Here is an 18,092-nt window from a genome sequence, read left to right on the forward strand (position 1 = left end):
GGTTTAAGGCTATTAGGAATTTGCTCCCGACGAGGCAGTGGTGGAAAACACTCAAAGCTAAGCTAAGAGGGCATTTTGAATACTATGGCGTGAGCGGGAATTTTCCTGCAATCGCAAAATATTACTCAATTGCCAAAAGATTGGCAAAGAAGTGGTTAAATCGAAGAAGCCAGAAGCGGAAAATGAGTTGGGAGAAGTTCAACAAATATATTGAACGTTACCCACTACCGCAGCCACGAATCACACATGATTTTTATACTTTAACAGGTTCAGTGAGTTAAGTTGAAGAGCCGTATGTGGGAAATCTACAAGTACGGTTCTGTGAGGGGCATCATGCTTTCTCACATTATGTTTAAAATTTAAATTATAAATAGGAGAAACAGAGATGTCTACTCGACAAAATAGTAAAAAAATGAAATTGACTCGTTTGTTAACAGGTATCATATTATTGGTCTTAAGCTTTGGCTTAGGTTATGCAGGAGATACAGGGGGGGCCGTGCATAACTTCAAAGACTGGGCAACCAGTATGATCGACTTTTTTGAACAGATTAAAGCCTTTGTCCAAATTGTGGCAACTGTGGTTGGTATGTGGTTTGTTTATAGTGCTTTACAGCTTTTTAGAAAGCATCATACAACGCAAGGCGCGCAAGGAGAGCATGTCAAACATGGTGCCGGGCATTTGCTGTTAGGGATTTTCTTAATGTGCCTGGTACCTGGCATTCAAATGCTGCAAAAAACGCTATCCACAAACATGGGAGATCAAAAATCTGAGCAAACTTTCACCGTTGATAGTGATATTTTTAACAAAACCTAAGTCGGTTTTCTATCTAACTTATTATTTTTTATTAATTATGGGGATTTTATTGTGTATAAATTATTGTTTATCACAGCTTTTGGGTTTTTAGCCGCTGCTTGCGCTCATGTCTCAACAGTGAAACCTGATACAAAAGACAGTCAATATATCAACCATCTTGTTGTGAATGAGCTTAAGACGTCAAGCTTGTCAATTCAGCAAGCGTTAAATGCATTAAATGCATCCAATACCGTGCGCTATGGTGATGCGCCAATGCCTTTTGCGGATATTAACGATCCTGTTTTAGCAAAAAAATTATCATTAACTTATTATGGACCTTTAAAAAACGTGTTAATAGATATTGCAAAATCGGTTGGTTATAAAGTACAGATTTTTGGCAAAAAGCCACCTTTTTCTGTGGTGATTATTATTGGGAAACTGAATGTGCCAGAAGAAGACTCTGCAATCAATATTTTACGTGATATTGCTGTGCAAGCAGGAAAGCAGACAACAATTAACATTAATCCAAAAGCAAAAGTCATCAGTGTGAGGTATGCACAAATATGGCAGTAGTCGATTTAGCACAGCTTGAAAACCTTGATGCTAAATCTGTGATTATAGCAGATGGGTCAGCGCAGTTGTCATTACGGTTACAAGCGATTCAACAAGCAGCCCTTGAGCTTGGTATTCAAAGTGGTTTATATAAGGGACAAACACTTATTGAGCGTGCCCTGGATCGCATGGCACCGATGCTGTATCAAAGTTATAATTTTAATGCATTGACATTACAGAATAATATTTTACCGCCTGTGATTGAAACGGGATATAATCAATCGAATGTTTCTGCAAACGCCCGCAAGGTTACGGTTAATGGGCAGGTCTATCATATTGTCAAACAAGCCCATTTTGTATCAAATGTGCCAACCTGGCGTGATTATCTGATTACAGGGTTTACAAAGCCTGCAATTCCTGATCGATCTGTGTTGCCGCAAAATGATACAGAAAAAACGTTGTGGAAAAAAGAAGTACAGTATGGCTGGCAGCAGGGAATAGTACAGGCATGTGATATCTTCAAACAAAACATGCATCGCTTGAATCGTGACTTTCGCGGTATGATTATGTACTATCAGCTTGTCAACCGCGATATGATGTTACCACCTTATGTCCATAGCCAGTCTAAGGCAATTGTGCATAATAGCGATAATCTATCGATTGATAATCACCTGTTGGATCTTCAGGTACTGCCGCAGTTTCAAAGCAATGCATCAAGATGGCAGGCGATTTTAAAGCCTTTAGCAGGTAAAATTGATGCAAAGTAATACATTTCTCTTACAGGATGAACCGCCTTATTTTTTAAAAACACATTATCAGGCATTGCTTATTAAAAGTGCAAAGCATCATATCAGCGATTTGACCGTGCAAAGTAATACGCCTGTCTTTGGGACAAGCTATGGCCGGCATCAGCAAATAACAAAAAGAAGCTTAAGTAACAATGAAGTCGAAGATTTCGTTAATTTATTATATGGCAGCAATGCTGCAGCAAAAGTGTTAAGTGGTACGGATATTGACTTTAGTTATACAGAAAACATTGATAATACAAACAAGATAAGGTTTCGTGTAAATGCAAGCCTGGTTAATCAGTATGAAAAGTTTGGTCTGCAGGTTTCAATGCGTCTTCTTAGTACACATCCGCCAGATATTGAAAGCCTGGGTGTACCACAGGATATTTACGATTTAAGCTTTATTAAACAGGGTGTTGTGCTTGTTTGCGGGGCAACAGGTTCGGGAAAATCAACGCTTTTGGCATCAATGATGTTGCAACGTGCACAAAAAAGTAAACTGGGTGAGAAAATTATTACCTTTGAATCACCAATAGAATACATTCTACCAACACATATCAATACCTCAGTAACCGCACAATCAGAGCTACCACGCTGTTTGCCGGATTTTGCCTATGCAGTGCGCAATGCCTTACGGCGCACACCAACTGCAATTATGGTGGGTGAGGCAAGAGATCAGGACACTATCAGTGCCGTTATTGAAGCAGCACTAACCGGACACAGTGTTTTTAGCACACTTCACAGTCAATCTGTCACACAGGCAATTAATCGTCTATTAACGCTGTTTCCTAAAGAAGAAAAAATGCGCATATATTATGACTTTTTTTCAACCATACAAGGGATTATCTGGCAAAGGCTGGTGCCTTGTACTAATGGTAAACGTGTGGCATTGCGCGAGTATCTTATCATCGATGATTTATTGCGCAATAAGCTTATAAGTTGTGATTTACAAAACATTAACAACTTGATCGTACAGACAATAAAACAACGTGGTACTTCAGTTTCACAGCATGCTAAAGCGCTGTTTGATCAAGGTGTAATTAATAAACAAGAGTTTGAGCAGTATGCTTGATTAACTATATTTACCCCCAGGGATAGCAATAGGCTGAGCACAGTTTCCGTTTTGGTTAAAGATGCCAGGATTATAATCCATTACTACTGGATGAGTGAAGCTAACCGAAGATATGCCTGGAATTAAAGACGGTTCTACAGTTGCTGCATCAAATAGCGCTTGAACGCTTAAGGGCCTAGAGATGTTATTGTCATCATATACAGTGATTTCCATTTCAAGAAGTGCTTGTAGTTTTTGCTCTTTTTCATTACCTTCTAAGCCCTCAATAGAAGCATCGATAAATCGCATTAAAAAAGGAATAATACTATCCGCCTTAGGTTTGAAGTGACCACTATGAAAATTAAATTGATATTTTCCGTCAACTTCGTCAATTCTTCCCGCACAATCACAAGAGCCAGCTTGTGTAAGTGCTGGGTGACCGCTACCCCCACCAAGATGTCCACCATGTACAATAATTTTATCTCTGTCCCAGATAAAATCACCTTCGTATGTTCCAGATAAGGCACTTTGGAACGGTATTTCTTTGGTTGGTGCAGCTCCAAAGTCACGAAAAGGATTTTCATAACGTACTCCTTTAAAAATTAATATAGCTGGTTGAAGCTGTTTAAATTTCTCTTTAAAGCTTTCATATTTTTTAGTGTAGGTCATAATTATCTCCTAATTGCTTTATGTTTTTTCCCGGATTCATTCATATTTCCTTATGAGTTGAATCTTAATTAATTCGCTGCAAAGCTTGCAACAAAGCTTGTAAAAATCAGACAGGCTGATGGAATTTAATTGGTAAGCCTTGATCACAAAACACGCTTTTATACAATCAAGCCACAGCAGTTTTCTTAGTTTAAAGCAATACAGGATGCACTATGTATGATGATTATACTCACTGGCGGGACTCTGGTCGAACACCAAAGTTTTTTATGATTGAAGCACAGGTATTTATCCCAATTTTATTGACATTATTTCATTTTAGAACGTGGACATTAATGCTTAGTATTGCTGTGGCAGTGTTATTATATGTTCTTGGGCGTTATCAAGTAAGCCTGCGCGTATTTATGATTAACCTGCGAGAATGGGTTTTTGGGCGACAAAAGCATGTAGAGATACACGAGATTTATGAGTAAAAACTTCAGAGGGCTTTCAAGCAGGCAAGAGGCAAGGCCAAGCCACAGTATTCGAGATACGCGTGGCCTTATTTTTCAGCTATATGATCTGATATCATCACGATTAGGCAGCATTGTTGTTATTATCATTAGTTTAATTGTGCTAAGCTTTTTCCCCTTAATCAGTGATCTGCTTTTTATCGGTGTATTGCTGATTTTCTGGAATGCATTTTTTCAAACACCACGCTTACCATTTCGCTTGCCTTTGGGCGCCAGATATCCAGATTTATCCGATAGCACGCTTATCCAAAGAAAAACGACAAAAGCCAAGGGGCTTTATTTCTTTGGTAATGAGGTCGGCACAAACCATGAGTTATGGTTTTCAGATCAGGATATGCGTACACATGCACTTATTTTGGGCTCCACTGGTTCGGGTAAGACACAAACGCTTTTATCCGTGGCTTTTAATGCATTAACCCAAGGCTCAGGTTTTATCTATGTTGATGGCAAAGGCGATAACTCACTTTACGCACAGATCTATTCCATGACGAAATTTATGGGGCGTGAGGATGATTTATTATTAATTAACTATATGACGGGTGCGCAAGATATTATTGGTCCACAAAAAGAGGATATTTCCAATACATTAAACCCGTTTGCTGTTGGCTCATCCAGCATGTTATCACAGTTAATCATTAGCATGATGGGAGATTCTGAAGGGGGTAGCACGGGTGATGGTGATATGTGGAAAGGTCGGGCGATCTCCTTTGTTGAGGCATTGATGCGCATTTTGGTTTATTTGCGTGATAAAGGTTATATGTTGTTAGAAGCCAATACGATAAGACGTTATTTTGTACTAGATGTCATTGAGAATTTACTGCATAAACAAAAAATAGTAGACCATAACAATCAGCTGGTTATTTTAAAAGAAAGCCTGCCGGTTGATGTTACTGACGCCATGTATAACTACCTGGCAACTTTACCTGGTTATCAGGAAAAAAATATTGGACAACAATCTGATAAAACCTATGAGCAGCATGGCTATATCACCATGCAGTTAACCCGGATATTTGGTTCATTAGCGGATGTTTATGCACATATTATGCGGACAAATCTGGCTGACGTTGATTTTAATGATGTTATTTTAAATCGACGTATATTAGTGGTGCTACTACCGGCACTTGAAAAATCTCCAGATGAGCTTGCTAATCTTGGAAAACTTATTATTGCTTCACTTAAAGCCATGCTTGCTGCAGGGCTAGGCGCCAAGGTACAAGGTGACTATGATCAGGTTGTTGAATCTAAACCGTCAAACTCAGATACGCCATTTTTATGTATTCTAGATGAATATGGCTATTATGCCGTAGAAGGCTTTGCGGTGGTTCCAGCACAGGCAAGGTCACTTGGTTTTTCCGTTGTGTTTGCAGGACAGGATATCCCGGCTTTTCAAAAAGCCTCTAAAGAGGAGGCGGCTTCTATTTTTGCGAATACAAATATTAAATTATGTATGAAGCTTGAAGATCCAACCGAGACGTGGGATTTCTTTAATAAAACCGCAGGTGAAGCTTATGTTTCAACGGTAAGAGCTTATAATATGGGGCAAGATGGTAATAGTCTTGGTTATAAAGACGCCAAGGAAGCTGGGATTGAAAGGCGTGCGCGTCTTGATTTAATGGATCTAAAAGATCAGTTACCCGGTGAAGCACATTTATTCTTTAAATCAAGTATTGTTCGGATGCGTTCATTTTATGCCGCACCGAAGAAAACAAAAACAATTGGTTTGAATAAATTTTTAAAAGTAGAGCCATTTAGCGTGGCCTTTATTCAATCAGCTAAGCTTTCAGCCAGAGATTTTGAAGATAAAAAAATTGATTCTGTTTCTTTGCATTCAATACTTTTGCAAGAAGGCAGTTGTGAGGACAAATCCAACATGGCAGATAAAGCAATAAATCAAAAGACACATATTGGTGATCAGAAAGTACAAATATTATCAAAAGCTATATCAGATGAAGCACAACTATTAGATGAAATTGATGGGGGTGTATTGTTTAGTAAAATTGATTTTGACCAAAAAGTAAATAATGCTTATTTTAGCTATAGCTGCTCAAACTTAACTGAATCACTTGTTGATCAACAAAGACTGATCGATTTAATGCATCGCTTTAATACGCTTCAGGGAATTGCAGCGCAGGATAATCAAACACAAAGCCAGCAGATTTTTAAAACAATGAAAACATTCTCAAATAGTTTTCTGAAACAGCTGAGTCATCAAGATCTGGATAAGTTATTTAATATGACAGAGTTGCCGCAAGCCGCAGAAGAGGATAAACAATGACGCTCACAGAAATACTCACAATCCTTATCAACGAAAATGATTTTCTTTTTATAGAAAACGGGCGAGAAAAATCTTTTGCTGATTTGCAATACAAAGCACTATTTCAAAAAAGCCTGATTGCCAAAGCTGATGCTCAATATCGCTATGTATTTGCCGAAAGCGTAAAAATTAATGACAGTGATCAGATGACATTAATGCCAATGCTTTTTATTTACGATGCACTTTTATCGATAGCAAAAGAAAAAATCATCAATATTGATCAACTGGTAGCAGGAGAGAATAATGGCAAATAATGCGCCTGATAGAGATGATAACGGCATGGGGCCATTTTATGTGGTCTCAATTATTCTTTTGAGCTTATTGTTGATTTACTGGCTTTTTCATGATCAAATTGTCACGGGTGTTTTTTTAATAAGACGGCTTGAGTTAATGATTGTGATGCTATGGGATCATCAATATGTCATGCTGATGAACTGGTGTAACCATGTGCTGCAACAAACAGTGACATTGAAAGATCTTAAATATCTATCTTATGATGTTGCCGATGCGATGCTGCCAATGTATTGGGGTATGGGTTGTGTGTTAATTATTTTATTATTTTATTTTCATCCATCACGTAAATATCGTCGAAAATTTACCATGAGAACCTTGGCTATTTGTGCTGGTCAGCAGTTTAAAAAATTATTCAATCTGCCGATACAACAAGATCAAGTTAAATCGCACTTTAACATGGCCATGACACCCATGCAATATCTTGAAAAAATACAAGTGATAAAAAATGCAAAAGTAGATCAAACACGCTTATATGCACATTTAGCCACACAACTTGGCAAGCCGTGGTCGGATGTCTCTCAAATGCGTCTTGAGATTTATGGGCTTTTTGTCACTTTTGCTTTATATATTCGTAATAAACGTAAACTTGCTGATAAATTACTTCAATATCTAAATGGGTATTATAGTGAACCCAGTTGTTTTAGAAAGTATATTTATCATTATCGTCTGCGTAAGTTTATTGATCAATACACAGGGGAGTGTATTGCTGATGAGAAGATCGAATCACTCATCAAACAACACTATTATACCTATACGTTATTATGTCGTTTATTGCAACTGGCAAGACAAGGTGGAATCGTTGCCAGCAGCAGTTTTTTATGGCTTAAGGAAGTTGATAGAACCTTATGGTATGCACTAAATAACGTTGGGCGAAAAACCTATTTTACTGAAGCAGCCGTTGTTAATGCACATTGCCAGGCGGAAACTGCATTAAAATCATCTATTAAAACACCGATGGTTCATCATGTTATGCATGCATTAAAACATGAGCATATGATTTATCAGGAGGCAGAAAGTGAATAGGCCGCTTTATTTGATGAGTAAGTTTGGCAATGCGCAGGCATTTTTTAAAAGACTGTCATCACCAGGCTATGATAAAGCATTTGTAAAATTAAATAAGAAGTACCCAGGTTGTGGTTTTTGTGGCATTGAAAAAGTCACACGTTATATTGTGAATGTTGATCATGATTACACCAATAATCATTGGGAGAATTTTGCATTGGCCTGTGATTTTTGTGCCTATGTTCAATTATTGGATATCGCATTTTTATATGATATGCCGAAGCAATCTATTATTTATTTGCCCAACAAATCACAAATTGAGCTCAACCTGCTTTACCACCAATGGCAGCAAATGATTGTGGAAAAAGACAGCCTGTTTGAAATCCGTGAGGCGTTGTCAGAGCTTTCAGGATTAGTGCAGCAGGTTGATGAGTTCATTGCAATGAAGGCAACTTATCAAGACCATTTGGGTTTTTTCTTAAAACCATACCCATCAGCGCAATCACTTTCACACAAGCTTCGCTGGGTGCCGAGTTTCGAGCTTTTACAGGATTTTAGCCTTCAAAGTTTGATTGTACAGGTTTAGCGTTTTTCTCAGCGATTCATGCCAAAAACTTAGAATCCGGACATATTATGTGTTACTAATTAGGACGGTTTATTTATTCCTAACAATCGTAAATTCAACAATTGACATAAAGTATAAACATGTATATACTCCATATTGTTATATGAAAATGTGAGGACTCATTATGCATTCAGTTGTTTCAAAATGGGGAAATTCACTTGGTGTGAGGATCCCCACAAAAATAGCACAAAAACTGCAGTTATCAGCTGGTTCTGATATTGAAATTGAATATCATGATGATGCGCTGGTTATTAAAAAAAAACCACAAGATGAATTACAATTTCTTTTAGACCAGGTGACACCTGAAAACAAACACTATGGCCATGATAATTGTTCAATACTAGGGAAAGAAAATATAGATGACTAATTATCCTAAAGTTGGTGATATTATCTGGCTTGACTTAGAACCTCAAGCAGGTAAAGAACCGAGAAAACGTAGACCTTTTCTGGTTTTGTCTGATAGCCGATATAACAATAAAGTAGGGTTAATTATCGGCTGTCCTATTACCAGTCAAATAAAGGGCTATCCTTTTGAAGTGGCGTTACCAGTTTCATCTAAAACAAAAGGCGTTGTTTTAAGTGATCATGTCAAAAGCATGGATTTTAATACAAGAAATTATGAATTTATAGAGCACATAAAATCAAGCGCTTTTATAAATGAAGTTAAAATTAAGATCAAGGCAATACTTAAAATATAGTCCAGAAAAACCCAAGTGTTTTAAATAGCTAACTTATATACTCATCGTAAACCATCCTTGGTTTTTGGGAGGATTGTTGAATGATTAGTAAACCCGATCATGTATTAAAAATCAAAAATCCGACAGTTTGTCTGATTCTTACCTGTTTTATTGTTCTAACAATCAAAAAGTGGTTTGATATCACAGAAGCCATATGTACCAGATAAATGGTAGTGGTGATGCTTTATGTTTAACAATCTAATTTAAAAGGGCATATTAAATGGCACAAACATGGGAAGAGTTACAAAAAGAAGTAGCAGCGCTAAATAAGCTTAATGACGAAACGATTGAAAGGTTACGGAAAATGCTCCAGGAAATGCAAGATGGCAAGGATGCTGGAAGTATAGAGGAGTCATATCAAGGAATAACTTTAAGACTGCAACAGTTGTTAAATAAGCTTCAGAATAATGTCGATACAGAGCAAAGTGCAGGCGATATAACTAGCCGAAGCCAGCCAAGCCTTCACGTAGAGCAGAGTATGGGAGGGTCAACTAATCGAAGCCAGCCAGGTGGAGCAGCGGGCGGTACAACCAATCGCTCTGGTGTAGAAGGTGAGTTTTCCCAAATTTTTAATAATTCAACCCCTAATAACGGACCTAGTTTGGCTCAATAATATGTAAAATAAATAACAAAGGTTTACTATGCTAGAGAATCATCAAGAAGATACTGCATACAAAATGGCGGAAGAAATTGCTAATAACGTTGGATATACAAAAAGAACGCGAAGCTTTCAAAGGCTATATAAAATCATACAACAGCTGCAACAACGAGACCAAGGTGATATAGCGGATATAACACATCAAGCAAAGATGATTTTTCTTTTGCTTGATGCGAAAAACAGAAAAACGCCATGGAAATCGGGCTCTTTGGCCAATTTAATATTGAAGAGATTAAAGGGACAAGATGAAGTTTTTCAAAGAGGTCAAGTTATAGAAATATTAAAAAAGCATCAGCTATTAGAAGGCAAGGAATCACTTAGGTTTCTGCTTAAAAAGCCAGACAGTGAAGATTTTTTTAATCAACAATTAACATGCCTTATTAAACCACCTAAAAAAGAACGCCAGGAAGAATATGTAGATGCTTTTCGATCAAAGAACGCTGACAATGTTCAAAATTTCCAAAGATAAACCTGATGATTGCAATAAAATACTGGAATAGAATATAAAGAGGCAGGAAAACTTTTCACAAAGACTTGTCATCAAAACGTAGATAGTATAAGCTTCGAAAAGTTGGTAATAATTAATCAAATATTTTATTGTTTGTTGGTATGTGCTTGTGGATTGTTTGAATCACATTGGTGATAAAGTAGTTTGAGGCAGTGTATACAGCAATAAAGATAGATGAGAGTAAATAAAATAAGATGCCTTATATTAAATCAATAACGATGGGCCTTTGTAGTGCTTTGTTATTAAGTGGTTGTGCGACTCAGCAAAACCGTGACCCATTAGAGGGTTATAATCGTGCGATATTTGCCTTTAACCAGGTCAGTTACGATTATGCGTTGATTCCTTTAGCTAATGGGTATGATTATGTGGTGCCAGATCCAGTACAAAATGGTATTGATAATGCCTATAACAATATACTTGAGCCTGGGCGTATGGCAAATGATTTATTGCAGTTGAATGTCTATTATTTTTTAAAGGACACGGCACGCTTTGTTGCTAATACCGTTTTTGGTGTCTTTGGTTTATTTGATGTGGCTAAGACGATGGGATTGCCAAGAAGGCAACAGAACTTTGGGTTTACATTAGCCTATTGGGGGTATAAAACGTCACCTTATTTTGTCGTCCCGCTTTTTGGGCCAAGTACGATAGGTAATTCAATTGGTGATATTGTTGATACTGCATTTAACCCGTTAAGCTATACTTATGTGGCGCCAAAAGAGGTAGGCTGGAGCGCTTTTGGTATTTATAAAGCCAACCAGGGTGTGCAGTATTTACCACAATATAAAAAATTAACCAACAGCGCAATTGATCCTTATGTGGCGGTACGTAATGCATATTTGCAAAACTATGATTATGAAATGGCAAAGACATTACAGCTTAAGCCTACAAAGACACAACAACAAGAAGAAGCCGCACAGCAGCAACAAGTGCTGGATATCTTAAACAATACAAGCCCCTAATGCTATGCTGTGAATCTATTTGTTTGATATTGATGTATCATTTTTTGTTGATAAACAGTTGATCAATTGGGGCTTTAGCGGGAGTTTAACTGAATTGCTTTGTTTGTTGTCCCATCTTCAAAAATTGTAATCTCCATACCTAAACATTTTGCCAAGGTGAAATAGTTTGTTGGAAATGACATGTTTTTTGTTGATAGGAACCGTAGTGTGAGCTCTTTGCTATTTTCGCTGACAAAACTGAGCTTTTGCGGCAGGTTGTAATATTTTGATAGCCTTACCTCTTGTGTTAAGAGTGACAGAATAAGCATGAGTGCAAAATAGAATATCTTATTTAATATCTCATGCTCAAATGTGATATCAAAATCAATGTTATTAAATAATTCTGGCAATTTCTCGGTATAAAAAAGGTGTTTAAGCGTTTTTACTTCATTACCATTACCAAAAACACTGCGCGATAGAAAACTTTCAAAAAGAATAAATGCATTTTTCTGCATATCACTATAGCCACTGAGCTTTCGTCCACTATTATTCAGCGTGATTTCTTTGATAATATCCAGATAGATAAAATTAGCATCATTGATATTTTCCAGCACTTTTGTTTCAAGGGAGATATCCTGGACAATGCCAAGAATCCCTGTGACGATATTATTCTCAATAATAGGCAGTTTTTGTGTTTTTAAATGATAAATACAGTTATTTAAGTTGACTTTGGAAGTTGATATGTAAGGCTTCTGAGAGAAAATCACATAATTATCTTCATATAAAAATTGCTCATAAAGCTGTTTTGGTAAAAAATCACGGTCACTTAAACCAATTAAATCCATTTTTGTAATATCATAACCGTATTGGCTGATATAGGTGTAAATTCCTTTTTCTTTAATCCAAACGAAGTTTGGGTATTCAAGGTGTTCAAAGGCGCTTAACAGTTTTTGTAAATTATAGCTGGGTTTCACTTTTTCTTTGATTGTCATGGTCTATAATATCCTTAATCCCCACATTCTCAGCTGTCACTATTTTTGTCTGGTAAATCATATCCGCAAGCTTTTTTATCGCCTTTTTGTCATGGGATGCATGAAAAGAAATTCGGATAATCGCTTGTTCTTTAGGTACGGTTGGGTAAACCGCACAAAGCGTCAATATACCATTGTTTTTCAACATTTTCCATAAATCAAGTGCTTGTGTTTCATGACCACATAAAATAACACGATAAGGAAGCGGCTGATAGCGGTATAAATTACCGAAGGATTTAGGTAAAAAACGGTCGAAATAAGCGATATTATCCCACAAAGTGTCTTGTAAGTTTTGGATCAAGCGTGTATCTTCATGGTAGCTTAAGCAAGCTTCAATCCTTGCAAGTTCAGGTATTGATATTGGCCCGGAAAAACAATAAGTGGTTGCATAAGTTTCAAGAAAATCTTTTTGTGATTTTTGTGGCATAAAAATAGCCGAGCCTGAAGCGCCAAATCCCTTATGAAAAGAGGTGACAAAAGCGACATGATCGCATTTTTGATAATTTAACTGTTCTAATACATAACCACAGCCTCGATGACCATGAATAGAGCAGCTTTGTGCATCATCAAATATAATAAAGCTTTGGTATTCTCTGGCAAGCTCTGTAAGTGCTATAACAGGATAAACATTGCCCATTGAGCCTAAACTATCTGTTACAATAATAGCTTGATAGCCATTATTTGAATAATGCTGTAATGCTTGTTCAACATTTTTGACTTCCATGCAGTTGACAAAAGAAAATTCAGCGATGCGTGTCACAATATCACGTAATATTTTTGTTGATTGATGGACTATATGATCAAATAACATTACTATTTTTTTGTTCTGAGCAAATGAAGGTATACTGCCACTTGCCGCTAGTGGTAACAGACCAAGCATCGCCATATGTGTTGAACCAAAAATAGTTGGGTGATAACCACAAAACAAATTGGTTAGCCTTTTTTCAATATCTTCTTCTAGCGTTCTTTTCATTCGAGTTCTTGCTACCGATAAGCTGTGACCATATTGCATATCATAGTGATAGTATTTAGGCTTTATCTTTTGATGAAGTGACAAATAAGATAAGGTAGTAAAGTCATCAAAAGCCTCTCCATTTTCATCAGTGAGCGTATTCTCGGCTTTATTTTGACAGATTTTTTTAGTCACTTGATACGTCTTTGGAAGATGTGTCATTGCGCTTTCGATTCTTTTTTTAATCCAATTGATTTTTTCCATGTTTATACATCCGTCTTTTCATTAATAAACTATTATTAGGTTATTTTTGACATCATGACATTGAGAAAAAATATACGATGTATCAAAAACACTCCTGTCCCTTAAATGGAATAATAAAAATCAAAAAAAAATTTGACAAGGTATTTGTGTGACTTAGATTGATTTTTTCAGCAATTTGGACAAAATGATTAGAATAATAGATTGTTTAATAAGCTTTGTAACGTGAAAACTGTGCAAGTGCAAAATCATTTTTAATAATTTCCTTGTTGTCTTTGGCGAAAACCATAATAATATGAAGGATTTGAATAAATGGAGCTCATCGTTATGAAAAAGAAGAATTTTATTTTACTGGCAGTCTCAGCAGCGTTTTTAGCCGGTTGTGCCAGTAGCGGTAATAATGTCAGTTATGTGGATCCACAGGGTGTGGATACAACATCGATTAACTTTAATTCTACGGATTTGCAAACCACGACACAAAAAATGGTTGATGGCATGATGTCATCTCCTGCGATTGCGCGTATTACAGCCAATGACAAACAGCCAGTTGTATTTTTTAGTAATATTAAAAATGAGACAGCCGAGCATATCAACACACAAATGCTTGCCAACACTGTTTCTACAGAAGTGATTAACAGTGGGAAATTCCGTTTTACTGATATGTCTCAAGTCAAGCAAATGAAAGAGCAAATGGATTATCAGGCACAATCAGGTATGGTGGATCAACAAACCGCAACCAAAATGGGGCAGCAGATTGGTGCGCAATACATGATCTATGGCAGTATTGCTGATATGCAGTCAATGAATAGCGATCAACAATCCTTGTTTTTCTTAATCACTTTAAAAATGATTGATCTGAAAACCGGGGTCATTGTATGGCAGGATCAAAAACAGATCCGTAAAGTACAAAAGCGTAGCACGTTTGGTTGGTGATAATTTTAGGAACGTTAATGAAGAAGGTAAAACGATTCTTTTTGTATAGTATGGCGTGTATTTTATTGGGAATATTTTTTTCCGTAAATGCAGCGATTACACAAAAAACAGCGACTGCAACTGCCTATGGTAAAACCTATCAAAGTGCATTGCAACAGGCATTAATACAGTCTGTAGCGCAAAGCAAAGGCGTTTCAGTGGGCTCTATTTATGAGACGTTTGAAGCGGTTTCACACACCAAAGGATTTATTGATGTTGATGGTGTAAAAATGCCAGTAAAAAGCTACTTGAGCTCTGAAGGCTTTATCTCAAAGATTCGCTCGGCGACAAAAGGTGTGATTGATCATTTCAGTGTCACAAATGCAGTTAAGAAAGATGATCTTTGGTCTGTTACCGTAAAAGTCACTTATTCTGAATATCAAACATTAGCCAGTAAAGCGCAGCAACAAAAGCCAACGCTTGCGGTACTGCCATTTTTATTTTCACCAGGCAGCATTAATGGCCAGTTTAATCCAGATCAGTTGCAGATAACTTTGTATCAGAATATTCAAACAAATATGATACAGTCAAAAGCATTTCGTATTATGGATAGAAGCCAAAAAGATCAAGCAGCTTATGAAAATGAAATGCGTCTTATCTTATCTGATCGTGCTTCCAATGCGCAAAAAGCACGTTTTAGTCAGCAGATTGGTGCAGACTATTTGCTTTTAGGCAGCGTCCAAAATATTACTTACCAGAAAGTGCAAAAACAGTTTTATGGTAGTGATTTTAGCCAATGGAAAGTTTCATTAACGATTAATTACCGATTGATTGAAACCGCAACAATGCAGGTGATAAATGCACAGACTATTCATGAGGTATTACCATCCAGTGAGGTTGTGCGTATGCTGCAAGATGATATGACAACAAAGCAGGATGTGATAAATTTATTATTACAAAAAGCCTCAAATCAACTTTCAGGGCAAGTCTTAGCCAATTTCACATCGAGCCAGAAGTAATATGCACATTAATAAAATCATTAAAGGCAATAGCCTTCTTTTCGTTGTGATATTTTTCTTATTGTTATCTGGCTGTGCCACCTTTTCTAAGTCCTATCCGGCGCAAATGGCACCGGTAAAGACGGCAATGGAGAAGAATAATATAAAAGAGGCACAAAAAAAGCTGGATGAGAATATCGGTAAAACACCAACAACATTAGGTTTATTAGAAAAAGCAAGGCTTGCACAATTAGATAATAATTTTGAATTGTCCAAGAAATATTATGCCAGTGTGATTGATATGGTTGCCACAAGTAAGATGGCAGCTAAAATTCAAGCTTCAAAGATTCTGGAGAATTTTGGTGCGGTATTAACCAACGATCGAGAGCTGTCTTATCATATTCCTGATTATGCCATGACCTTTTTATATCCTTATCAGGCATTGAATTATTTGGCACAACATGATTTAAGTGGTGCATTAGTTGCCATTCGTCAGCTTTCTAATGCACAGTACTGGTCTTATCAACAAAGGCTTATGGCTGGTGAGCTTCAATCCAAATATCAAAAACAAACAAGTAAAGCTGGAATTGATGAAGATAAGCTTGGGTTAAAAAAATCCAAAGAAATCAGTGCGATGTTTGATCAGGCAAAACAGATCAACAATGCCTATGAAAACGGTTTTGCTTATTATTTATCGAGTATTTTATATGAAGCCTTTGATGACAACTATAACAATGCATTTGTCTCAATTAAAAAAGCAAGACAGCTTTTGCCGGATAATAAATACGTTAATCAGACATATCAGGAAATGCAAAAAGGCTTTGATGGTGGCAGTGCATATCAAAAAAATCATGGGCGTTTAGTCGTTATTTATGAACAAGGCTTTGTTCAGCCAAAATTAGCTTTTAAGCTGCCATTATTTTTAGGTAAGCTGGGTTTACAGGAAGTTGCTGTGCCTTACTATCCAACCAAATATACTTTACTGCCACAGGTAAGTATCTCTGTGACACAACAAAATAAAATTATTCACAATGCGCCGAGTGCCATTTTAGTGGATACAACAAAAATGGCACTGAAGTCACTTTCTGAGGAATATCCAGCAATTATCACCCGTGAGGTAATTCGTTTGGTGATTAAATCATTGGCAACGCTTGAAGCAAGTAACCAAGCCGGTGGTTGGGGGCTTTTAGTTGGTTCAATCTATAGTTTTGCTACAGCACAGGCAGATGAGCGAAGCTGGCTTTTACTGCCTAACAATGTCCAGTTATACGAATCACAGTTACAAGCAGGGGATTACCATATCAATATTCAAGCACAAAATTTTCCTGTGACAATTAAATCTCAGAAAACAACGCTTTTATGGCTTGTTGATGCAGGAGGATTCCTCAAGCCGTTTACTTTTATATTATAAACTGTGCTTATAATAATAAATAGATACATCCTCTGTGACCGTTGTTTGTAAATAAAAGCGCGATAGTAAAAAACGCATGCTGCACTGCAAAATCAAATTTGTTGCTATCATGATTATGGTTTTACGTCGTAGATTCCAGGATAAGTTTATAGTCATTTCAGTGTGTAATGGGCTTAGTGTGTCATGATAACCCTTTTACAGTATAGGTTAAGTGGGTGTTGGTATTTATTAGCATGGTGATAGAAATTATCGTAATATAAGACAACAAAACCCAACAAATATTTTTTGCATATTGGGTGGGTGTTTGTCAAGGGGAAATAGTTGAAATAAGTAGTATAGTTATGTTGTTATTATAATAATCTATCCTCCTTTAGTCGTTTTATTTACTGACTTTAGTCTGTCTGATCAGCTTTTCTTGTCAGCGTTTTTTCTTAATGATTTTCATCGATTTGATGAAAAAACATATCGATATCGTTTTTATTTTTCACATAAGATAAGCTAGACTTTGCATCGAGAGGTTGTTTTTATTTTTATAGTAAAAATAATTTGTTTGGTGTTTAGTGATTTTTGCATAGAATGCAATCTATTTTTATTAAAATAAATCATCTATCTGGAGGTGAAGATGAGAGGTGTTTTAACCATTGGTCTGTTACTACTTGTATTAATCTCTGCTTTTGTTGTTGTTTATATGTTATTTCATGATGTGCAATTTGATGGCGCTTTACAGAAGCTTTCTGCAAAAGTTCATCAGACATTTATGTGAGTAGTTTATTAACCTGCTAACCATGGAGAATCTATGATGAGTGCGCCAAGCAAAGCTAAGGCAATCAAGCTGGACAATCCAGCCCAGAAAAAGGCTAGCCACCAGTCTGGAACCGAACTACACATAATGCAAGGTAACGAACATTATGAAGCTGTAGTAAGGGCGGTCTATCAGCCACAACGCAAGTGAAGGTATTGAGCCCCGTAATATATCATCGTCGCACCTGATCAAGGTTTTCATTTGCCTGAAATCAGCACTACGCAATACGTAAAGGCGAGTATGCGTGGAGGTGCCGGGGTCTGAGTCCGTAGCGGGTCGATGAACTG

The 18,092-nt window shown here is 36.8% G+C and carries 23 protein-coding genes; 20 read left to right on the forward strand and 3 right to left on the reverse strand.

The features are described from left to right. The 5 genes from DNK84_RS14675 to DNK84_RS10070 all read left to right on the forward strand — a co-directional run. The coding region (locus DNK84_RS14675) for a hypothetical protein (protein ID WP_456236418.1) at nt 1-281 on the forward strand (281 nt) is incomplete at its 5' end. 104 nt (nt 282-385) lie between these two features. Next, the gene (locus tag DNK84_RS10055; protein WP_235826879.1) at nt 386-814 is read left to right on the forward strand and encodes a hypothetical protein; all 429 of its coding nucleotides are present in this window, start codon (nt 386-388) and stop codon (nt 812-814) included. Between the two features lie 51 nt (nt 815-865). After that, nucleotides 866-1,366 (forward strand): DotD/TraH family lipoprotein, encoded by a 501-nt coding sequence (locus tag DNK84_RS10060; RefSeq protein WP_162902368.1) that lies wholly within the window; start codon nt 866-868, stop codon nt 1,364-1,366. Further along, complete coding sequence (locus tag DNK84_RS10065) at nt 1,357-2,112, forward strand: type IV secretory system conjugative DNA transfer family protein (protein WP_119344385.1); 756 nt, start codon at nt 1,357-1,359, stop codon at nt 2,110-2,112. The genes DNK84_RS10060 and DNK84_RS10065 overlap by 10 nt, the downstream gene beginning before the upstream one ends. Next, a complete protein-coding gene (locus DNK84_RS10070; protein ID WP_119344386.1) occupies nt 2,102-3,205 on the forward strand; it encodes a type IV pilus twitching motility protein PilT in 1,104 nt (367 codons plus the stop codon). The genes DNK84_RS10065 and DNK84_RS10070 overlap by 11 nt, the downstream gene beginning before the upstream one ends. On the opposite strand, the gene DNK84_RS10075 is transcribed toward DNK84_RS10070, so the two are convergent. Beyond that, nucleotides 3,206-3,853: a hypothetical protein gene (locus DNK84_RS10075; RefSeq protein WP_119344387.1), complete on the reverse strand. Its 648-nt coding sequence runs from the start codon at nt 3,851-3,853 to the stop codon at nt 3,206-3,208. It abuts the gene before it with no gap. A gap of 212 nt (nt 3,854-4,065) precedes the next feature. On the opposite strand from DNK84_RS10075, the gene icmT reads away from it, so the two are divergent. The 10 genes from icmT (at nt 4,066) to DNK84_RS10125 (ending at nt 11,459) form a co-directional block, all read left to right on the forward strand. Beyond that, nucleotides 4,066-4,323, forward strand: coding sequence for an IcmT/TraK family protein (icmT, locus tag DNK84_RS10080; RefSeq protein WP_119344388.1), 258 nt, complete (start codon nt 4,066-4,068; stop codon nt 4,321-4,323). Further along, nucleotides 4,316-6,637 carry a type IV secretory system conjugative DNA transfer family protein gene (locus DNK84_RS10085; protein ID WP_119344389.1) on the forward strand — a complete coding sequence of 774 codons (2,322 nt, stop codon included), beginning with the start codon at nt 4,316-4,318 and terminating at the stop codon, nt 6,635-6,637. The genes icmT and DNK84_RS10085 overlap by 8 nt, the downstream gene beginning before the upstream one ends. Continuing rightward, nucleotides 6,634-6,930: a hypothetical protein gene (locus tag DNK84_RS10090; protein ID WP_119344390.1), complete on the forward strand. Its 297-nt coding sequence runs from the start codon at nt 6,634-6,636 to the stop codon at nt 6,928-6,930. The genes DNK84_RS10085 and DNK84_RS10090 overlap by 4 nt, the downstream gene beginning before the upstream one ends. Further along, nucleotides 6,920-7,993, forward strand: a complete 1,074-nt coding sequence (locus DNK84_RS10095) for a secretion/conjugation apparatus DotM-related subunit (RefSeq protein ID WP_119344391.1) — start codon at nt 6,920-6,922, stop codon at nt 7,991-7,993. The genes DNK84_RS10090 and DNK84_RS10095 overlap by 11 nt, the downstream gene beginning before the upstream one ends. Beyond that, complete coding sequence (locus tag DNK84_RS10100) at nt 7,986-8,558, forward strand: HNH endonuclease (RefSeq protein WP_119344392.1); 573 nt, start codon at nt 7,986-7,988, stop codon at nt 8,556-8,558. The genes DNK84_RS10095 and DNK84_RS10100 overlap by 8 nt, the downstream gene beginning before the upstream one ends. A 163-nt stretch (nt 8,559-8,721) precedes the next feature. After that, nucleotides 8,722-8,964, forward strand: coding sequence for an AbrB/MazE/SpoVT family DNA-binding domain-containing protein (locus DNK84_RS10105; protein WP_119344393.1), 243 nt, complete (start codon nt 8,722-8,724; stop codon nt 8,962-8,964). Continuing rightward, nucleotides 8,957-9,295, forward strand: coding sequence for a type II toxin-antitoxin system PemK/MazF family toxin (locus DNK84_RS10110; protein WP_119344394.1), 339 nt, complete (start codon nt 8,957-8,959; stop codon nt 9,293-9,295). The genes DNK84_RS10105 and DNK84_RS10110 overlap by 8 nt, the downstream gene beginning before the upstream one ends. 259 nt (nt 9,296-9,554) lie before the next feature. Further along, a complete protein-coding gene (locus DNK84_RS10115; protein ID WP_119344395.1) occupies nt 9,555-9,947 on the forward strand; it encodes a hypothetical protein in 393 nt (130 codons plus the stop codon). A gap of 28 nt (nt 9,948-9,975) precedes the next feature. Then, nucleotides 9,976-10,461, forward strand: coding sequence for a hypothetical protein (locus tag DNK84_RS10120; RefSeq protein ID WP_119344396.1), 486 nt, complete (start codon nt 9,976-9,978; stop codon nt 10,459-10,461). A gap of 233 nt (nt 10,462-10,694) precedes the next feature. After that, nucleotides 10,695-11,459 carry an MlaA family lipoprotein gene (locus DNK84_RS10125; RefSeq protein WP_119344397.1) on the forward strand — a complete coding sequence of 255 codons (765 nt, stop codon included), beginning with the start codon at nt 10,695-10,697 and terminating at the stop codon, nt 11,457-11,459. A gap of 74 nt (nt 11,460-11,533) precedes the next feature. Here the strand turns inward: DNK84_RS10125 and DNK84_RS10130 are convergent, their stop codons facing one another. Both DNK84_RS10130 and DNK84_RS10135 read right to left on the reverse strand, forming a co-directional pair. Continuing rightward, nucleotides 11,534-12,430 (reverse strand): hypothetical protein, encoded by an 897-nt coding sequence (locus tag DNK84_RS10130; protein WP_119344398.1) that lies wholly within the window; start codon nt 12,428-12,430, stop codon nt 11,534-11,536. Then, entirely contained in the window at nt 12,396-13,685 is a 1,290-nt protein-coding gene (locus tag DNK84_RS10135) for a PLP-dependent aminotransferase family protein (RefSeq protein ID WP_119344399.1), read from the reverse strand. The genes DNK84_RS10130 and DNK84_RS10135 overlap by 35 nt, the downstream gene beginning before the upstream one ends. Nucleotides 13,686-14,009: 324 nt before the next feature. Between DNK84_RS10135 and lpoB the strand changes: the two genes are divergently transcribed. The 5 genes from lpoB (at nt 14,010) to DNK84_RS14385 (ending at nt 17,955) form a co-directional block, all read left to right on the forward strand. Then, the gene (gene lpoB / locus DNK84_RS10140; protein ID WP_119344403.1) at nt 14,010-14,615 is read left to right on the forward strand and encodes a penicillin-binding protein activator LpoB; all 606 of its coding nucleotides are present in this window, start codon (nt 14,010-14,012) and stop codon (nt 14,613-14,615) included. A gap of 17 nt (nt 14,616-14,632) precedes the next feature. Continuing rightward, the gene (locus DNK84_RS10145) at nt 14,633-15,613 is read left to right on the forward strand and encodes a CsgG/HfaB family protein (protein ID WP_119344400.1); all 981 of its coding nucleotides are present in this window, start codon (nt 14,633-14,635) and stop codon (nt 15,611-15,613) included. Nucleotide 15,614: 1 nt separating this feature from the next. Next, nucleotides 15,615-17,003, forward strand: coding sequence for a COG3014 family protein (locus tag DNK84_RS10150; protein WP_119344401.1), 1,389 nt, complete (start codon nt 15,615-15,617; stop codon nt 17,001-17,003). Between the two features lie 622 nt (nt 17,004-17,625). Then, nucleotides 17,626-17,766, forward strand: a complete 141-nt coding sequence (locus tag DNK84_RS14380) for a hypothetical protein (protein ID WP_162902369.1) — start codon at nt 17,626-17,628, stop codon at nt 17,764-17,766. Nucleotides 17,767-17,802: 36 nt separating this feature from the next. Then, a complete protein-coding gene (locus DNK84_RS14385) occupies nt 17,803-17,955 on the forward strand; it encodes a hypothetical protein (protein WP_162902145.1) in 153 nt (50 codons plus the stop codon). Nucleotides 17,956-18,092 lie beyond the last annotated feature (137 nt).

This window comes from Facilibium subflavum (assembly GCF_003574485.1).
Lineage (GTDB): Bacteria > Pseudomonadota > Gammaproteobacteria > Francisellales > Francisellaceae > Facilibium > Facilibium subflavum.

Excerpts from the sequence above, each read along its gene's own strand:
- DNK84_RS10055 (WP_235826879.1), top strand. The coding sequence starts at position 386 with ATGTCTACTCGACAAAATAGTAAAAAAATGAAATTGACTCGTTTGTTA.
- DNK84_RS10065 (WP_119344385.1), top strand. The coding sequence starts at position 1,357 with ATGGCAGTAGTCGATTTAGCACAGCTTGAAAACCTTGATGCTAAATCT.
- DNK84_RS10070 (WP_119344386.1), top strand. The coding sequence starts at position 2,102 with ATGCAAAGTAATACATTTCTCTTACAGGATGAACCGCCTTATTTTTTA.
- DNK84_RS10075 (WP_119344387.1), bottom strand. The coding sequence starts at position 3,853 with ATGACCTACACTAAAAAATATGAAAGCTTTAAAGAGAAATTTAAACAG.
- icmT (WP_119344388.1), top strand. The coding sequence starts at position 4,066 with ATGTATGATGATTATACTCACTGGCGGGACTCTGGTCGAACACCAAAG.
- DNK84_RS10085 (WP_119344389.1), top strand. The coding sequence starts at position 4,316 with ATGAGTAAAAACTTCAGAGGGCTTTCAAGCAGGCAAGAGGCAAGGCCA.
- DNK84_RS10090 (WP_119344390.1), top strand. The coding sequence starts at position 6,634 with ATGACGCTCACAGAAATACTCACAATCCTTATCAACGAAAATGATTTT.
- DNK84_RS10095 (WP_119344391.1), top strand. The coding sequence starts at position 6,920 with ATGGCAAATAATGCGCCTGATAGAGATGATAACGGCATGGGGCCATTT.
- DNK84_RS10105 (WP_119344393.1), top strand. The coding sequence starts at position 8,722 with ATGCATTCAGTTGTTTCAAAATGGGGAAATTCACTTGGTGTGAGGATC.
- DNK84_RS10110 (WP_119344394.1), top strand. The coding sequence starts at position 8,957 with ATGACTAATTATCCTAAAGTTGGTGATATTATCTGGCTTGACTTAGAA.
- DNK84_RS10115 (WP_119344395.1), top strand. The coding sequence starts at position 9,555 with ATGGCACAAACATGGGAAGAGTTACAAAAAGAAGTAGCAGCGCTAAAT.
- DNK84_RS10120 (WP_119344396.1), top strand. The coding sequence starts at position 9,976 with ATGCTAGAGAATCATCAAGAAGATACTGCATACAAAATGGCGGAAGAA.
- DNK84_RS10125 (WP_119344397.1), top strand. The coding sequence starts at position 10,695 with ATGCCTTATATTAAATCAATAACGATGGGCCTTTGTAGTGCTTTGTTA.
- DNK84_RS10130 (WP_119344398.1), bottom strand. The coding sequence starts at position 12,430 with ATGACAATCAAAGAAAAAGTGAAACCCAGCTATAATTTACAAAAACTG.
- DNK84_RS10135 (WP_119344399.1), bottom strand. The coding sequence starts at position 13,685 with ATGGAAAAAATCAATTGGATTAAAAAAAGAATCGAAAGCGCAATGACA.
- lpoB (WP_119344403.1), top strand. The coding sequence starts at position 14,010 with ATGAAAAAGAAGAATTTTATTTTACTGGCAGTCTCAGCAGCGTTTTTA.
- DNK84_RS10145 (WP_119344400.1), top strand. The coding sequence starts at position 14,633 with ATGAAGAAGGTAAAACGATTCTTTTTGTATAGTATGGCGTGTATTTTA.
- DNK84_RS10150 (WP_119344401.1), top strand. The coding sequence starts at position 15,615 with ATGCACATTAATAAAATCATTAAAGGCAATAGCCTTCTTTTCGTTGTG.
- DNK84_RS14380 (WP_162902369.1), top strand. The coding sequence starts at position 17,626 with ATGAGAGGTGTTTTAACCATTGGTCTGTTACTACTTGTATTAATCTCT.
- DNK84_RS14385 (WP_162902145.1), top strand. The coding sequence starts at position 17,803 with ATGAGTGCGCCAAGCAAAGCTAAGGCAATCAAGCTGGACAATCCAGCC.